Origin of the sequence: Vibrio sp. VP6, assembly GCF_028823755.1 — a bacterium.
GTDB classification, from domain to species: Bacteria; Pseudomonadota; Gammaproteobacteria; order Enterobacterales; family Vibrionaceae; genus Vibrio; species Vibrio parahaemolyticus.
Genome location: NZ_JAPEID010000038.1, coordinates 1 through 16,620 on the forward strand (window position 1 = coordinate 1; position 16,620 = coordinate 16,620).

At 46.1% G+C, this 16,620-nt stretch carries 18 protein-coding genes and 1 other RNA gene; 13 read left to right on the plus strand and 6 right to left on the minus strand.

Annotated elements, in window-relative coordinates; translation table 11 throughout:
* Both ssrS and OU793_RS19420 read right to left on the minus strand, forming a co-directional pair.
* Window positions 1–131, minus strand: a non-coding RNA gene (gene ssrS / locus OU793_RS19415) — 6S RNA; the annotation flags it as partial.
* Window positions 132–139: 8 nt separating this feature from the next.
* On the minus strand, window positions 140–448 hold the full coding sequence (locus tag OU793_RS19420; RefSeq protein ID WP_005484120.1) for a cell division protein ZapA: 309 nt from the start codon (window positions 446–448) through the stop codon (window positions 140–142).
* 249 nt (window positions 449–697) lie between these two features.
* On the opposite strand from OU793_RS19420, the gene OU793_RS19425 reads away from it, so the two are divergent.
* From OU793_RS19425 to OU793_RS19435, 3 genes are read left to right on the plus strand one after another with little or no spacing between them, the layout of a single operon-like run.
* Window positions 698–1,276, plus strand: coding sequence for a YecA family protein (locus tag OU793_RS19425; RefSeq protein ID WP_005457285.1), 579 nt, complete (start codon window positions 698–700; stop codon window positions 1,274–1,276).
* A 22-nt stretch (window positions 1,277–1,298) separates the two neighbouring features.
* A complete protein-coding gene (gene ubiH / locus OU793_RS19430) occupies window positions 1,299–2,477 on the plus strand; it encodes a 2-octaprenyl-6-methoxyphenyl hydroxylase (protein ID WP_053046848.1) in 1,179 nt (392 codons plus the stop codon).
* A 49-nt stretch (window positions 2,478–2,526) separates the two neighbouring features.
* Window positions 2,527–3,735: an FAD-dependent 2-octaprenylphenol hydroxylase gene (locus OU793_RS19435; protein ID WP_140103993.1), complete on the plus strand. Its 1,209-nt coding sequence runs from the start codon at window positions 2,527–2,529 to the stop codon at window positions 3,733–3,735.
* Window positions 3,736–3,817: 82 nt separating this feature from the next.
* Here OU793_RS19435 and OU793_RS19440 read toward each other — a convergent pair whose 3' ends face one another.
* From OU793_RS19440 to ygfZ, 3 genes are all read right to left on the minus strand, one after another.
* Complete coding sequence (locus OU793_RS19440) at window positions 3,818–4,024, minus strand: DUF1107 domain-containing protein (protein WP_005380970.1); 207 nt, start codon at window positions 4,022–4,024, stop codon at window positions 3,818–3,820.
* A 647-nt stretch (window positions 4,025–4,671) separates the two neighbouring features.
* Window positions 4,672–5,145 (minus strand): aminoacyl-tRNA deacylase, encoded by a 474-nt coding sequence (locus tag OU793_RS19445; protein ID WP_020835379.1) that lies wholly within the window; start codon window positions 5,143–5,145, stop codon window positions 4,672–4,674.
* Window positions 5,138–6,106, minus strand: coding sequence for a tRNA-modifying protein YgfZ (gene ygfZ / locus OU793_RS19450; protein WP_005493910.1), 969 nt, complete (start codon window positions 6,104–6,106; stop codon window positions 5,138–5,140). Before ygfZ ends, OU793_RS19445 begins: the two co-directional genes overlap by 8 nt.
* Before the next feature lie 404 nt (window positions 6,107–6,510).
* Here ygfZ and OU793_RS19455 point away from each other — a divergent pair, with 404 nt between their 5' ends.
* Together OU793_RS19455 and OU793_RS24930 are read left to right on the plus strand one after the other, a co-directional pair.
* A complete protein-coding gene (locus tag OU793_RS19455) occupies window positions 6,511–6,771 on the plus strand; it encodes a succinate dehydrogenase assembly factor 2 (protein ID WP_005458651.1) in 261 nt (86 codons plus the stop codon).
* Complete coding sequence (locus OU793_RS24930; protein ID WP_224067043.1) at window positions 6,719–7,165, plus strand: protein YgfX; 447 nt, start codon at window positions 6,719–6,721, stop codon at window positions 7,163–7,165. The genes OU793_RS19455 and OU793_RS24930 overlap by 53 nt, the downstream gene beginning before the upstream one ends.
* An 18-nt stretch (window positions 7,166–7,183) precedes the next feature.
* Here OU793_RS24930 and nadB read toward each other — a convergent pair whose 3' ends face one another.
* Window positions 7,184–8,806, minus strand: a complete 1,623-nt coding sequence (nadB, locus tag OU793_RS19460; protein WP_005490333.1) for an L-aspartate oxidase — start codon at window positions 8,804–8,806, stop codon at window positions 7,184–7,186.
* Between the two features lie 573 nt (window positions 8,807–9,379).
* On the opposite strand from nadB, the gene rpoE reads away from it, so the two are divergent.
* The 8 genes from rpoE to era all read left to right on the plus strand — a co-directional run bounded on the left by rpoE (window position 9,380) and on the right by era (window position 16,617).
* Window positions 9,380–9,958, plus strand: coding sequence for an RNA polymerase sigma factor RpoE (gene rpoE / locus OU793_RS19465; protein ID WP_005493913.1), 579 nt, complete (start codon window positions 9,380–9,382; stop codon window positions 9,956–9,958).
* A 26-nt stretch (window positions 9,959–9,984) separates the two neighbouring features.
* Complete coding sequence (locus tag OU793_RS19470) at window positions 9,985–10,611, plus strand: sigma-E factor negative regulatory protein (protein WP_005481241.1); 627 nt, start codon at window positions 9,985–9,987, stop codon at window positions 10,609–10,611.
* Entirely contained in the window at window positions 10,608–11,570 is a 963-nt protein-coding gene (gene rseB, locus OU793_RS19475; RefSeq protein ID WP_005490311.1) for a sigma-E factor regulatory protein RseB, read from the plus strand. Before OU793_RS19470 ends, rseB begins: the two co-directional genes overlap by 4 nt.
* Window positions 11,570–12,040 carry a SoxR reducing system RseC family protein gene (locus tag OU793_RS19480; protein WP_031828819.1) on the plus strand — a complete coding sequence of 157 codons (471 nt, stop codon included), beginning with the start codon at window positions 11,570–11,572 and terminating at the stop codon, window positions 12,038–12,040. Before rseB ends, OU793_RS19480 begins: the two co-directional genes overlap by 1 nt.
* Window positions 12,041–12,167: 127 nt before the next feature.
* Window positions 12,168–13,961, plus strand: coding sequence for a translation elongation factor 4 (gene lepA / locus OU793_RS19485; protein ID WP_005460681.1), 1,794 nt, complete (start codon window positions 12,168–12,170; stop codon window positions 13,959–13,961).
* A 103-nt stretch (window positions 13,962–14,064) separates the two neighbouring features.
* Window positions 14,065–14,964 (plus strand): signal peptidase I, encoded by a 900-nt coding sequence (gene lepB, locus OU793_RS19490; RefSeq protein ID WP_020841275.1) that lies wholly within the window; start codon window positions 14,065–14,067, stop codon window positions 14,962–14,964.
* 20 nt (window positions 14,965–14,984) lie between these two features.
* Complete coding sequence (rnc, locus tag OU793_RS19495; protein WP_005460683.1) at window positions 14,985–15,662, plus strand: ribonuclease III; 678 nt, start codon at window positions 14,985–14,987, stop codon at window positions 15,660–15,662.
* Window positions 15,655–16,617: a GTPase Era gene (gene era / locus OU793_RS19500; RefSeq protein WP_005460684.1), complete on the plus strand. Its 963-nt coding sequence runs from the start codon at window positions 15,655–15,657 to the stop codon at window positions 16,615–16,617. Before rnc ends, era begins: the two co-directional genes overlap by 8 nt.
* The last annotated feature ends 3 nt before the right edge of the window (window positions 16,618–16,620 follow it).

Consider the following 16,620-nt stretch of genomic DNA (forward strand, 5'->3'; position numbering starts at 1 on the left):
CGGATCAGCAATGATAACCGTAGGCTTCTCGGTGCATGCCAAGCTTGCTCAATAGCTATCAAGTACTAACCCTTTGGTATTGCTTATCGGCTCAGGGACTTAAATCCGTCTGACGAACACCCCAGGGTAAATTTTGTATCTACGGCTGTCCTTGCGTAACTTTGCTTAGTGCGTTCTCTAAAGACGCGGTGAGCTTTTCCATGCGCTCAGTAATTTCTTGCTGTTGACCGTTTGATTCGTATGACTTGGTGTGCAACTCATAACAAATGTTTAATGCAGCAAACGTCAGCAGTTGAATTTCATTGGTTACCTTAGTACGTTCGCTCATCTCTTTCAATCGGCGATCAAGATCTTTTGCTGCTGCAACGAGAGACTCTTCTTGCCCTGCTGGACAATTTACTCGTGTAACTTTGCCTAGTATTTCTACGTCGATCGCTTGATTGCTCATGATGAATAAACTCTATATTCGCGCTATCTAAGGTGTTGCTACGTGCAACTACCGAGGAGGAAACTATAGGAAAACCGTTATTAAGATTCAAGCATTTCCCATCACAGAAAGAGAAATGATGACGTGATCACACAGGAATTGGGCAAATTGAACAAATGGTGTTCAAAATTGAATTTGATAGCCGTTTCAGACGACTAACCTTGATGGTAGGATATGTCGATACATTATTACGCAAGAATGAGCCAAGTTATGAGTGAAATCACCCTTCCAGAATATCAATCTATTGCTGCAGAGCTACAATCTGCAAGTTTAGCTGTGACACCTGCGGAGCTGCACGGTTTGCTTGTCGGCATGCTAAGTGGTGGATTGGCGATTAACGATCAAACCTGGCAACCAATTCTATTCGATTACACCAATGATGGCATGGGCTGGCCAACGACGGCGTTAGCTTTTGCACAGACGGTCTTCAAAGTGACGGCGAACGAGCTAACGGGTTCATCCATGGAGCTGTCACTACTTCTGCCGGATGAGTCGGGCGAAGAGGGTTTATTCGCGTTGGCAGATAGCTTGTCTGATTTTGTGAATCACTTTATATCTGGTCTTGGTTTAGCAGGCATTGCGCTGAACAATGCATCGGATGATGCAAAAGAAGCGTTGGCTGACCTAGAAGAAATTGCCAAGTTAGGCATTGATGAAGATGACGACTTTGGTGAACAAGCACAATTGCTGGAACAAGTCATTGAACACGTGAAAGCTTGCGTACTTACCATTCATGCAGAGTTCGGAGCTCGCCCAGAAAGCAGCGAAAGCAAACCGACGATTCATTAATCTAGATAGACCAGAGGTTAACATGAAGCAATATGACGTAGTAATTGCTGGTGGTGCCATGGCTGGGGCTACACTAGCTTTAGCGATTGAGCATTTGTCTCGAGGGGCTTTGCGTGTTGCCGTTGTTGAACCGTTTAAAGCGCAATCTGATCAGCATCCGGGCTTTGATTCGCGCTCGATTGCTTTGTCTTATGGTACGGTTAACTTGCTGCGTCACTTAGAGTTATGGTCTGAGATTGAACCTTTTACGACCCCGATTGAACACATCCATGTGTCCGATCGTTCTCATGCGGGAATGACGGACATCACTAAGCACGACGTTGGCGTTGAAGCGTTAGGTTATGTCGTAGAGTTAGCCGATGTTGGTCGTGTTTACCAAGAATTGCTGACTCACAGTACCGCTATCGATTTGTACTGCCCAGACTCCGCGAAGCACATTACCCGAACTCAAGAAAATGTGACGCTTGAGCTTGCTAGTGGTGAGTTGCTTAATGCGAAATTACTTGTTGCCGCCGATGGTGCGGTTTCGCAATGTTGTCAGCAAATTGGTTTGGAGCTTTCTGAGCATGATTTCGACCAAGTTGCCGTAATTGCCAATATTGTGACTCAAGAGCCGCATCAAGGTCGCGCATTTGAGCGTTTTACTGAAAACGGCCCAGTTGCCCTGCTGCCGATGAGTGATAATCGAATGTCGCTCGTATGGTGCTTACGCCCTGATGACGCTCAAATTGTAATGGAATTGTCCGAAAGCGAATTTCTTGAACGGCTTCAGCAAGATTTTGGTTGGCGATTAGGTGCGATGCAAAAAGTGGGGCTGCGTGCGAGCTATCCGTTGTTGCTTCGTCATCGCAAGCAAAATATTTCACACCGTTTTGCGATAGTCGGTAACGCAGCACAAACGCTGCATCCGATTGCTGGACAGGGCTTCAACTTGGGGATCCGAGACGTGGTCACTCTCGCTGAGGAATTGGTCAAGCAAGGTGAAGATGTTGGGCGTTACCAAGGCCTGATCCGCTTTAGTCAACGCCGAGAAGCAGACCGCAACGAAACCATTTGGCTAACAAGCTCGTTAGTCCATGTTTTTTCGAACGATTTACTCGCGATGCGAATTGGGCGAAATACAGCCTTAGCCGCGATGGATAACCTTTCTATTTTTAAGCAGCCGCTCTTGCGCCATACTCTTGGTTTAGTGAAACGATGATTGACTGCAACAAACTAGGTAACAACCAGTTATTAGGTAATAAATAGCAATGATGCAAAGTGTAGATATCGCCATCATCGGCGGAGGGATGGTTGGGTTGGCGCTTGCCGCCGCATTCAAAGACAGTGACCTGCGTATCGCCGTGATCGAAGGTAGCGTGCCAGATGAAGTGTTGAATGAACTGCCTGATGTGCGAGTTTCTGCACTGAGCCGCTCAAGTGAAACCATTTTACGTAAGCTAGGAGCTTGGCAGGGTATTGAGCAACGCCGTGCTTCACCTTACTACGGTATGGAAGTGTGGGAGCAAGACAGCTTCGCAAAAATAGAGTTTGATGCACAAAGTATGGCGCAACCTGATTTGGGTCACATCGTTGAAAATCGCGTGATTCAGTTAGCGTTGTTGGAACAATTGCAAAAGCTAGAGAATGTGACGCTATTCATGCCAGCGCGCTGTGCGACACTCGCGGTTGGTGAACAAGAGAGTTGGTTAACGCTCGATAACGGCCAAGCGATGACAGCGAAGCTGGTGGTGGGCGCAGATGGCGCGAATTCGTGGCTGCGTAACCAGATGGATATTCCTTTGACGCATTGGGACTACGGTCACCATGCGTTGGTTGCTAATGTGAAAACAGCGGATCCGCACCACAGCATCGCGCGTCAGATTTTTACACCTCACGGGCCTTTGGCATTCTTGCCAATGTCTCAACCAAACATGTGTTCTATCGTTTGGTCGACAGAGCCAAACCGAGCGGAAGAATTGCTGGTCATGAGCGATGAAGCGTTCAACAAAACGCTAACCAGCGAATTCGATGCTCGTTTAGGCGTGTGTGAAGTGGTGGGAGAGCGAGCGGCGTTTCCGCTAAAAATGCGTTATGCCCGAGACTTTGTAGTTGAGCGTGTTGCACTGGTTGGCGATGCGGCTCATACCATCCACCCATTAGCAGGCCAAGGCGTGAATCTCGGCTTATTGGATGCTGCCAGTCTGGCGCAAGAAGTACTGACTCTTTGGAAACAAGGGCAAGACATTGGTAGTAAACGCAATCTGCGTGGCTATGAGCGTTGGCGTAAAGCTGAAGCGGCGAAGATGATTGCGGCGATGCAAGGTTTCCGTGATTTATTCTCTGGTGGCCATCCAGCGAAAAAACTGGTTCGCGGTATTGGCTTGAGTTTAGCGGGACAATTACCGGGTGCTAAAGATGAGATCATGAAACGTGCACTGGGTTTGAAGGGGCACCTACCAGAACTGGCTCGTCAATAGCTCTGAGTTACATTACCTAAAAACACAAAAGGCTGGATAATCCAGCCTTTGTTTTACTTGTCTTTTTGACATCGATGAAGTGCTAAGCGTATGCGCATCGGAGTTTCATTATTTCTTGGTTAATCTCTTTTACCGCTCGAAAATGACGTTGCTCCGCTTTTTCCGGTAGTATCAATTTACCGTTATCAAACTCGAATCTTCCGACCCCGTAAATATAGATTCTTCCCTTAAAAAGACGACTTATATGTTTAGCAATCATACTTGGTGTATAGCGCTTAAACAGTCTCATATTTACTTTCCTTTTCTCTTACCTAGCCCAGTTATTCTACGTTTTGGACGTAAAAATTATTGTGACAGCAATAGTATTAAGTACAGGTGAAATGTATCGCTTTGGAGAATTGTGCTGCCTTAGACAAATTGACAGACTGATATCTCAAATAGCGTGAGGATTACCCCAAAAAATTACACTGGAAGGAACCCAAATGTTTCTGTTCTCCTTCATACGTGGTGCATTAAGCAATAGTTTTGTTACAGAAATAAGAATAGAAGGAAAATGATTGTTTGCTAATTGTTTCCTTTTCAAACCTACACCTTCTATCTAAGTGTTATAGCTTGCTTACACAAGATTAGATGAGACTGCTTGAAAAAAGTTCCAAGCAAAAAAAAGCCCGCTTGAGCGGGCGAATAGTCACAGATGCATTACACAAAAGTGGATAGCTGACATCATGAGCGTGGTCATGCCTGTCAGCCGATTCACTTTATGTTGGTTAAGTGCTTGTTGAAAACTTAACCAACAGAATCAGCATATACGAGTTTTATAATGGTGACTATTTATGTTTTAATTTTGATTAAAAATTCTTTAGCGTGTTTTTATAGATATGAGGGAGATCACGCAGTGATGAGAACACTGCGCTTTATTGCATTATGAATTGGATGTTAACGACAGATTTCGGCCACGGTGGGGTGGCATAGCTGAACCAAATCGTCGATGGATAACGCCAGCCCTGCCATGCGGTCCCCACTGCTGATGGTGACTTCACGTTCTTCCAATAAGCTTGGGTCAAACACAATCGGCATCTGTCGTTTGAGTAATAACGGCGTCACAGTGCCAATTTTATAACCAGTGATGGCTTCTACATCGGCCTGGTCGACACAAGTCATGCGGCGACATTGCAGTAAAGCTCGTACCTTTTTTGGATCCACACTGCGATCACCAGGGGCGCAGGCGAGGGCGTATTGATTGCCCATGTCTCGCAGCAATATCGCTTTGACCATTTGAGAAGGGCGAATGCCGCGTTGTTGCGCGGCATCCTCAATTGTTGTAGCTGGTCTTTGATGCGGAAGCAGACGAAACGTGATGTTTTGGTCGGCAAGAAACTGCATCAAAGGAGTATGAATGGCATTATTCATCATCAAGGCTGTAAGGCAATTCTGCGATGGTCCATTCACAATCAGGCTGAGACGTCAAACGAAGGCGAGTGTCGTCATCCAGATTATTTGGTAACACGATCAAACCCATAGCTTGGTTATCACTGAACTGATAGTGAGCCAGTAACGTGCCGACTGAGCGCCAGTTGTCGCCTACGCTGCGTTCTAGTTCAATCGCATCATCGTTTAACGCGGTCGACGTTACGCCTTTCACGATGTACATAGCGCGCTTGTTTGTGCCGCGGTATTTCGCTCGAGCTACGGTTTCTTGGCCTGTGTAACAGCCTTTAGTGAAGCTAATGCCACCTAGGGCTTGAATGTTCAAGGCTTGTGGAATGTGCTCGTTTTGCGCTGTGGCAGAAACGAATGGCAGTGCAGATTCAATGTCGAACCGAGTCCAAAGCTCGCGTGTTGTCAGCGTAGCATCGCTGTTTTCGATCAGTGCTTGCGCCGCTTCTTCTGTCACAACAAGTAACCAACGGTTCGCCTCTACTTTTACCGCAGTGCCGCCATTGATGATGCGTACATCACCGGCATCTTCATTTAAAGCAGACACAAACGCATCGGCGTTGACACCTGCAACGCCAAGAATCACATCGTTAGATTCTTCAATCGTGACTTTGGAAAATACGGCGTATTTTTTTATTTCTTTCAGTTCGATTTCAATCGCAGATTTCGGCTGGATCATGCCGTAGCCATCACCATGATGGAACAAGCGGAATACACTCCACACTTTACCTTTCGCGTCGCAGTGCGCACCGAGTGTTGATTGGTCTTTTTCTAGAGAAACCACATCACAGGTAACTTGACCATGCAGGTACGATTTTTTGTCATCGCCTACCATGGTGATCATGCCTAGATGATCGAGTCGTGAGATAGACAGTTCTGGTAGAGCATCTTGAGTCGATAGGTTGAGCGGTGAAAAGCGAGTTTGCCATTCCATGATTACAATGCCTTTTGAAGATATTTTTCAGCTATGTTAAATGCAGATTCACCATTTGTCAGCTTTCAATATGCCCAAGTCACCTTAAGGTGTTCGGTTTAGCGAGAACCGCTCAGTTTTCAGATGTAGCGGTAATTTGGAAATCTAATCAACCTTGAGTAACAAACGTCAACAACGTATGCCAATCAAGGATAGGTGACGTTTTCTATCGTGATTTCATGGCAGAATAATTAGGAAAGAGCTCGCTGTTGCTAAACGTGAGGTTCAGTGGTGTTGAATCAGTGACCAGCTTTGAATCTGACACCTTGAAGTTACTTAACGTATTGTGACCCGCACACTAGTGACGTTGCACATCCCTTGTTACACTCCGCATTAATAACAAGACATCTATGAAGGAATAATGAATGTACACTCCTGAAGAAAAGGCGCGTATTAAATGGGCTTGTCGTCGTGGCATGCTTGAGCTGGATGTGGTGATTATGCCGTTTTTTGAAGAGTGCTTTGATGCGCTGAACGAACAAGAACAGCGTGACTTTGTTTCTCTGCTTGAATGTGATGATCCAGATCTGTTCACTTGGGTGATGGGACATGGTCGTAGCGAGAACCTAGGCCATGCAGCAATGGTTGATAAAATTGTTGCCCACAACCTCAGCAAAGTTCGTTAATCTTAACGTATCTTCCTCAATTACGGCTCAAGTCAGCAATCTGACCGTTTTCTTAAGCTTGACTTGGGCCGTGTCTCTTTCCGACATTCCGCTCGTATTATCGATTTATTTGTTATTACTGATTGCTAGCAAGCTACGTGATCCAGGCTTTGTCCTTTTGTCGAGTCAAGGGCATTGGTATGTGCACAGCGACGGCACGGTAAAAAATGAAACGAGTAATTCGCATATCAAACACGTCAACCTGACGACGCTGCCTTTTAAACTCTCCTTTACGCTAGAGTCGGATGAAATGGTGACGATTTGGCGAGACAGTTGTGATGAACGGTGCTATCGGCAACTTTCCTTGATTTTGCGTCAATGGAAAATGAAACAGGGAGCCAAAGCTCCCTGTTGATAAGCGTTAGATTCGATATTAATTATCGGTTAACTGCTTTGCTGGTACCAGAATTGTCGGACCGCTGTTTTCCAGTTGATTTGGGTAATCAAGCGTGTAGTGCAGGCCGCGGCTCTCTTTACGTTGCATTGCACAGCGAACCATAAGCTCTGCAACTTGCAGTAGATTACGCAGCTCCAACAAGTTATTAGATACGCGGAAGTTACTGTAGTACTCATGCGTTTCTTGTTGTAGCAGTTGAATGCGGCGCAATGCACGTTCTAAGCGCTTATCGGTACGCACAATGCCCATGTAGTCCCACATGAACAGGCGAAGTTCGTGCCAGTTGTGTTGAATAATAACTTCTTCATCACTGTTGGTGACTTGGCTTTCATCCCAACATGGAACACGTGAAGGCAGCTCAACGCTGGTGTGATGTTTCAGAATATCTTTTGCAGCAGACCACGCATAAACCACACATTCCAACAGTGAGTTCGATGCCATACGGTTAGCACCATGCAAGCCGGTGTAGCTCACTTCGCCAATCGCGTATAGGTTTTTCAAATCCGTATGACCGTTTTGATCCACCATCACGCCGCCACAGGTATAGTGCGCAGCTGGTACGATTGGAATAGGCTCTTTGGTCATATCAATGCCCAAGTCCATCAAGCGCGAGTAAATGGTGGGGAAGTGCTTGGTGATGAAGTCCGCTGGTTTATGACTGATGTCGAGATACATGCAGTCTGCACCCAAGCGTTTCATTTCGAAGTCGATGGCACGAGCGACAACATCGCGGGGGGCGAGTTCTTTACGCTCATCAAAATCTGGCATAAAGCGAGTGCCGTCTGGGCGACGAAGGTAGGCGCCTTCACCACGAAGGGCCTCGGTCAGCAAGAAGTTGCGAGCTTCAGGGTGGTAAAGGCAAGTTGGGTGGAACTGGTTGAACTCTAAGTTCGCCACTCGACAGCCCGCTCGCCACGCGATAGCAATACCATCACCCGATGAGACATCAGGGTTAGAGGTGTATTGATAAACCTTTGACGCGCCACCTGTCGCTAGAACCACAAATTTGGCGCGCACGGTTTCTACGTGCTCTTCGTTTCGGTTCCAGATATAGGCACCGATGACTTTGTTTTTATCACCACCGATTTTATCTTCAGTGATCAAGTCCAGAGCGTTGTGGCGTTCAAGAACATGAATATTGGGATGGTTGTGGGCGTTGTCCTGCAATGAGGTTTGCATTGCCATACCGGTTGCGTCTGCGGCGTGCAGAATACGGCGGCGGCTGTGGCCACCTTCGCGAGTTAGGTGGTAACGAGGTTCATCGTCAGAATCATCGTCTTCACGGTCAAACGGTACACCGCCATCAATCAGCCATTGCACACATTCTTTTGAGTGTTCTGCAATGAATCTCACGGTCTCTTCGTCGCAGATACCATCCCCGGCAATTTGGGTATCTTCAACGTGCGACTCAATGGTGTCGGATTCATCGAACACAGCGGCGATACCGCCTTGAGCGTAGTAAGTTGCCCCTTCGCTGCGCGGTCCTTTGCTAAGTACCATTACTTTACAGTGGTTTGCGACACGTAAAGCCAACGACAAGCCCGCAGCGCCACTCCCTACCACTAACACATCACATTCATGTTCACGATTTGTGTTCATATAACTTTTATAATCCCAAGCTAAGGTAACAACGTTACCTTGTGTATTATTTGCACACCATGTGCATTCCATATGCGTGACATCCGTCACTAAGGGCTAAGTTGGGAGACTTATCTAAACCACAGTTACTCTGGTGACTTGAGCCACTCTTCTTTTTGCATGCTTAGGTCATTGAGGCCTAATGACACACGGTTGTTTTCTGAGTTTTGGTTGAAAACGCGTTATTCAGACAGCCAATAGCCATGCAAATGAAAAGTAATAGTTTGTCAATCTCATTGCTTTTCTAGTTTCTACCCAGCACAATCTGGGACAGAGATCATCCATTATACCCATTTCCCTTTAATATGCTCGCTTGTCAAATTAGACATAAGTCAGGCAGTGCATGGGATTTGGCGCATGACATCACACTGTGAAAAAACAATGACAAAAAACTTGAGAAACCATGGAACTTTCTCATTCACATTGGAGTCACAATAGTGCTCAAGTAAGCAGTGGTGTCAATACTACGTTTTGCATAATTAGTACCCATATCTGAGAAGAGTAGGGGCATAACAAATAGGAGTATCCGCTCGAATGAACGAGCAGCTGACCGATCAAGTATTGATTGAGCGAGTTCAGAATGGTGATAAGCAAGCATTCAACCTGCTGGTAACAAAGTATCAGAACAAGGTGTGTAATCTTATTTCCAGATACGTTAGTAATCCTGGCGATGTACCAGATGTAGCACAAGAAGCCTTTATCAAAGCTTACCGAGCTATCCCTAGCTTTCGCGGGGAAAGTGCGTTTTATACGTGGCTGTATCGCATTGCAGTGAATACTGCGAAAAATCACATTGTGGCTCAAGGGCGCAGACCCCCAGCGACAGATGTTGATGCTGAAGAAGCTGAATTTTACGAAACAGGTAGTGCACTTAAAGAAATTTCGAACCCTGAGAACTTAACGTTGTCCAAAGAATTGCAACGGGTAGTGTTCAGTGCAATCGAAGCTTTACCTGAAGATTTAAAGACAGCAATGACATTGCGAGAGCTTGATGGCTTAAGTTATGAAGAAATTGCTGAAGTGATGGATTGCCCGGTAGGAACGGTACGTTCACGTATCTTCCGTGCTCGTGAAGCGGTGGAAAAGAAAATCAGACCTCTTTTACAGCGCTAGTACAAGTAATAACTATGGTGAAAACAATGGCTGACAAAGAACAACTTTCAGCTCTCATGGATGGAGAATTGGTCGATAAGGCTTTAATTCAAGAGTTAGAGCAAGACCAAGAGAGCCGTGAAGCTTGGCAGAATTATCACCTAATTGGTGATGTGATGCGAGGCGAGGCGCCAGCAAAACCTGAGTGGAATATTGCTGAAAGCGTAGCGTTAGCGTTAGAAGACGAACCTGTGCATCGTGCGATCGATTCGCGCAGTGCCAATGTCATTTCAATCGCTGATGCGCCTAAAGAGTCGCAACCAGAACCGCAAAAAGCCAAACGTCAGTTGCCAGCGTGGTTAACTCAGTTTGGGCAAGTCGCTGTTGCTGCATGTGTGTCGCTAGTCGTTATCTTAGGTGTGCAGCAATACGGCGGTAGCGATCCAATGTCGCCACAAGCTGAACAGTTACCAGTTTTGCAAACCGTTCCGTTTGCAGGCAGTGCTGAACCTGTGAGCTTAACTCGTGAGTCCGTAGAGCGCTCAGTGGGTGAGGCAAATATGCAGGAGCAACGTAAACGCGTTCATGCTATGCTGCGTGACTACGAATTGCAGTTAAGAATTAACAGTGACGCATCTCAGCAAGATGCGCATCTGACTCCGGATAGTGAATGAAAAAATTTCTGATCAGCGCTTGCGCTCTGTTCAGTATGATGTCTTCGCAAGCCTTTGCTGGTGATAAGCCGGCGGAGGCTTTATTGCATCAAATGAGCGAGGCGAGTAAGAATTTAAGTTACGAACTTTCTTACATCCTTATCAAAAAGAACAGCATTGAGCCTTTGCTGTATCGTCACGCGACACACGGCGAAGATCAGTACGCTCATCTTGTTTATTTAAGTGGACCTGTACGTGAGGTGATTCGTCGCGGAACAGAAGTGAGTTATATCGAAACTGGCGTGGAACCGTTCACTATCGAATCAGGCAAAATGGTTGCACCAACGATACCGATGCTTAACACCAATATCGACGAGCTAAACCTGTATTACGACTACGTTCAAGTAGGGCGTGCGCGTGAAGCCGGTGTTCCAACTCAGGTATTACGCATTGTGCCGAAAGACGGACTACGTTATTCCTATGTCCTTTGGATTGACGAAAAGAGCAAATTGCCACTTCGCGCCGATCTTGTCGATCGTGATGGCGAGATGCTAGAGCAATACCGCACGATCTCTTACACAGTAAACCCTAAAATTGCAGAGTTGATGAGCGGCCTTGAAGACGTTCAACTTCCTGCTGTGCTTACAATGCCGAAAGGTGAAATTGGCACGAGCAATTGGACTGTGGGCTGGACTCCAGACGGTTTTCATCCAAACGATCTCAACCGCTACCGTATGGCATCAACAGACCAAATGGTAGAAAGTCAGTTGTATTCTGATGGCTTGTTCAACTTCTCTGTTTACGTAGCAAACAAAGATGAGCATTCATTAAAAGGACAACTGGTTCGTCAAGGCCGTAGAACCTTACACAGTTTTGTGAATGGTGATTATGAAATCTCTGTGGTCGGAGATATTCCGCCAGCTACGGCGCAGCGCATTGCTCAATCTGTCACATTTAATGTAACAAAGAGTAAGCAATAATGATGACTGCGTTAGCTACCGTGACCGGAGTAGAGCGTCACGGTAAGCAGTACGAGATAGATTTAAGCTGCGAGCAGCAAACGAGCTGCAGCAGCTGCTCCTCGCAAAAAAGTTGTGGCACAGGTGTTGTCACTAAAGCGATAGGTAATAAGAGCCTGTCGTGGCATCTGCGCACAGAAAAAAACGTGCAAGTCGGTCAAGTCGTGGAAATCGGCTTTCCTGAATCCAGCCTTATCAAGTCAGCCATGGCGGTGTATCTACTGCCTTTATTTGGTTTGATTCTTGGTGCTATGGTTGGTCATTTCTTACTGACTCCTCTGACCGCTGGTGGAGAAGGCATTGTTATTCTCGCATCCATGCTATTTGCAGCCGGTGGTATGTGGTTCGCAAAACGCCTATCAAAACCGCTTGAAGATGAGTCAAAACGCCAAGTCACCCTCATTCGAGTTCTCGGTGAACCTATCCAATAAGCTCTACACTTTAAATTAGGTGCGCCCGTTAACGAAATTCGGTAGAATCTGCCAACTTGATTGAAATGCCGTCAAATGATGGCTTTCTTACTGTCCCAATTTGTAAAGAGTTAGTCACCCTAAATCTATGAAGCACATTCGTAACTTTTCGATTATCGCCCACATCGACCATGGTAAGTCGACCCTATCAGACCGTCTAATCCAAGTTTGTGGAGGATTAAGCGATCGTGAAATGGCCGCACAGGTTCTGGATTCTATGGATCTTGAACGTGAGCGTGGTATCACCATTAAATCTCAGAGTGTGACGCTAAACTACACCGCTAAAGACGGTGAAACTTATCAGCTGAACTTCATCGATACTCCGGGACACGTAGACTTTGCATACGAAGTATCACGTTCTCTAGCGGCTTGTGAAGGCGCGCTATTGGTTGTTGATGCTGGTCAGGGTGTAGAAGCGCAAACACTTGCTAACTGTTACACCGCGATCGAAATGGATCTGGAAGTTGTGCCAATCTTAAACAAGATCGACTTGCCAGCCGCTGATCCTGAACGTGTAGCTGAAGAAATTGAAGAAATCGTTGGTATTGATGCGATGGACGCAACACGCTGTTCTGCGAAGACAGGTCTGGGTGTTGAGGACGTTCTAGAAAACATCGTATCAGCAATTCCAGCGCCAGAAGGTGATCCTGATGCGCCGCTACAAGCGCTGATCATTGACTCATGGTTTGATAACTATCTTGGCGTAGTATCTTTGGTACGAATCAAAAACGGTTCACTGAAGAAGAACGACAAAATCAAAGTAATGAGCACAGGCCAAGCTTGGGGTGTAGACCGTTTGGGTATCTTTACACCTAAGCAAGTGGATACTGATGTTCTAAATACTGGCGAAGTAGGTTGGGTTGTTTGTGGTATCAAAGACATCCTAGGCGCACCAGTAGGTGATACGCTAACGTTAGCGAAAAACGGCAGCGATAAGCCACTTCCAGGCTTTAAGAAAGTAAAACCTCAGGTATACGCGGGTCTGTTCCCTGTATCATCTGACGATTACGAAAACTTCCGTGACGCACTGGGTAAATTGAGCCTAAACGATGCATCGCTATTCTACGAACCAGAAAACTCAGCAGCGCTTGGTTTTGGTTTCCGTTGTGGTTTCCTTGGCATGCTGCACATGGAAATTATCCAAGAGCGTCTAGAGCGTGAATACGATCTCGACCTGATTACCACAGCGCCAACGGTAGTTTACGAAGTTGAGAAAACGGATGGTGAGCTACTGTACGTTGATAGCCCAGCGAAGCTACCTGCAATTAACGACATCGAAGAGATTCGTGAGCCGATTGCGCGTTGTAACATCTTGGTGCCTTCTGATTACCTAGGTAACGTGATCACACTGTGTGTGGAGAAGCGTGGTCTCCAAGTTGATATGGTTTACCACGGTAACCAGGTGGCAGTGACTTACGATATTCCAATGGCGGAAGTTGTTCTCGACTTCTTCGACCGTCTGAAGTCTACGTCACGTGGTTACGCATCTCTGGATTACAACTTCCAACGCTTTGAAGCGTCAAACATGGTACGCGTCGACGTACTATTGAACGGCGACAAAGTGGATGCACTTGCGCTTATCACGCACAAAGATCAGTCTCAGACTCGTGGTCGTCAGCTGGTTGAGAAGATGAAAGAATTTATCCCTCGTCAGATGTTCGATATCGCGATTCAAGCGGCTATTGGTAACCACATCATTGCGCGTTCTACCGTTAAGCAGCTACGTAAAAACGTAATCGCAAAATGTTACGGTGGTGACGTGAGTCGTAAGAAGAAACTTCTGAAGAAACAGAAAGAAGGTAAGAAACGTATGAAGCAGATCGGTAACGTGGAACTGCCTCAAGAAGCGTTCCTAGCAATTCTTCACGTCGGCAAAGATTAGAGTTGAACTTTGTCCCACTATTGTTGGTCATAAGACGTTAGAACTTAAATAAGTGAAAGGGTTTAGGCTCTTTCACTTTCGTATTTTTAGATAAGGGAATTTAATGGCGAATACATTCTCACTGATGCTGGTTATCGTCACCTTGGTAACGGGTGTAGTTTGGCTACTGGAAAAGCTGGTGTTTGCAAAAAAACGTCAAGCGAAAGTAGCGGAGATTCAAGCGCAAACTACAAATGGTTTGGATGCGGTCACTCTACAGAAAGTGGAGCGCCAGCCATGGTGGATTGAAAACAGTGTGTCTATTTTCCCTGTTATCGCTTTCGTCTTAGTATTACGTTCTTTTATCTATGAACCGTTTCAAATCCCGTCAGGCTCAATGATGCCAACCTTGCTGGTTGGCGATTTCATTTTAGTTGAGAAGTACGCGTATGGTCTAAAAGACCCAGTATGGCGTACTCAGTTAGTGGAAACTGGTAAGCCTGAACGTGGTGATATTGTTGTCTTTAAATACCCACCTCAACCAAGCGTTGATTACATCAAACGTGTCATTGGTTTGCCGGGTGACATTGTTCGTTATTCTGGTGATAAGCAGTTGTGCATTCAAAGCCAAGGCGAATCCAGCTGTAAGCCAGTTAAACTGAGCAATGTAGAAGAGAGTCAATTCAAATCAAACGGTATCCCAATGATCCAACTGGATGAGAAATTGGGTAACGTTGAGCACAATATTTTGGTTAACCCACTTGTACGTAACCGTGTGGAGCAATACTTCCCACGTAGCGGTACAACTGAATGGGTGGTACCTCAAGGTCAGTACTTTGTGATGGGTGATAACCGTGACAACAGTGCAGACAGCCGTTACTGGGGCTTTGTTCCTGAAGCTAACCTTGTCGGCAAAGCTGTTGCCATTTGGATCAGCTTTGAGTTTGATCGTGGCGCAGATAGCGTTCTACCTTCATGGATCCCAACTGGTGTGCGTTTCAACCGCATCGGTGGTATTCACTAACTATTTAATATCGAGAGAGTATGAATTCTCCAATTGATAAACTAGAGAGAAAGCTCGGCTACCAATTTAAGGATGCTGGGCTTATCAACTTGGCGCTGACTCACCGCAGCGCCAACAGCAAGCACAATGAACGTCTTGAGTTTCTGGGCGATTCAATTTTAAGTTTTGTCATCGCTGATGATCTGTACCATCGTTTTCCGAAAGTGAACGAGGGTGACATGAGCCGTATGCGCGCTACTCTGGTACGTGGACACACATTGGCGGAACTGGGTCGTGAATTCGATCTAGGAGATTATTTAAAATTAGGTCCAGGTGAATTGAAGAGTGGCGGTTTCCGCCGAGACTCTATTCTAGCCGATGCGGTAGAAGCCATTATTGGTGCAATTTACCTAGATAGTGATATTGAGAAAGTACGCAGTATTGTTCTGAGTTGGTACAACTCGCGTCTTGAAGCCATCAAACCTGGCGTATCACAAAAAGACCCAAAAACTCGCCTACAAGAGTTCCTGCAAGGCAGAAGAAAACCGCTGCCTGTCTACACAGTGACTAATATTAAAGGTGAAGCGCACAACCAAGAGTTTACGGTTGAGTGCGAAGTAGCAGGTGTGGATAAGCCTGTAATCGGTAAAGGCACCAGCCGCCGCAAGGCAGAACAGGCGGCAGCAGAAACAGCACTAGAGCAATTAACTAATGGCTGATAACGAATTCGACATCGATGCGTTTTTCGCATCACATGGTGAGGTGAGCTCACCGGAAAACCAGCATTGTGGTTTCATTGCCATTGTTGGTCGTCCTAACGTGGGTAAATCGACGCTTCTGAACAAAATTCTAGGTCAGAAGATTTCGATCACGTCACGTAAGCCACAAACGACGCGTCACCGCATCATGGGCGTAGACACAGATGGCGATTACCAAGCGATTTACGTTGATACACCAGGACTTCACATTGAAGAAAAACGTGCAATCAACCGTTTGATGAACCGCGCTGCAAACTCATCGTTGAGTGACGTGAACCTAGTTTTCTTCTTAGTCGATGGTACCCATTGGACGAAAGACGACGAGATGGTGTTGACCAAGCTTCAGAAATCGAACTTCCCTGTTGTACTTTGTGTTAACAAAGTCGATAACGTGCAAGATCGTAATGAAGTGATGCTACACATGGCTGAAATGTCTAAAAAAATGGACTTTGTCGATGTAGTGCCAATATCTGCGAAGCAAGGTAAGAACATTGATGTATTGCGCAAGCACGTACGTAATCACCTGCCGAAAGCGACGCATCACTTCCCTGAAGAATACGTAACGGATCGCTCTCAGCGTTTCATGGCTTCAGAAATCGTACGTGAAAAGCTAATGCGCTTTACTGGTGATGAACTGCCATATTCTGTAACGGTTGAGATTGAGCGTTTTGATTACAACCCAGAAACCGACGGTTTCCATATCAATGCTTTGATTCTTGTTGAACGTAATGGTCAGAAGAAAATGGTGATTGGTAAAGGCGGCGAGAAGATCAAAACCATTGGTCGTGAAGCACGTCTAGATATGGAAGAGTTGTTCGGCCGTAAAGTTTATCTAGAGACTTGGGTGAAAGTGAAGTCTGGTTGGGCAGATGACGAACGTGCACTACGCTCACTGGGTTACATCGACGATCTATAATTT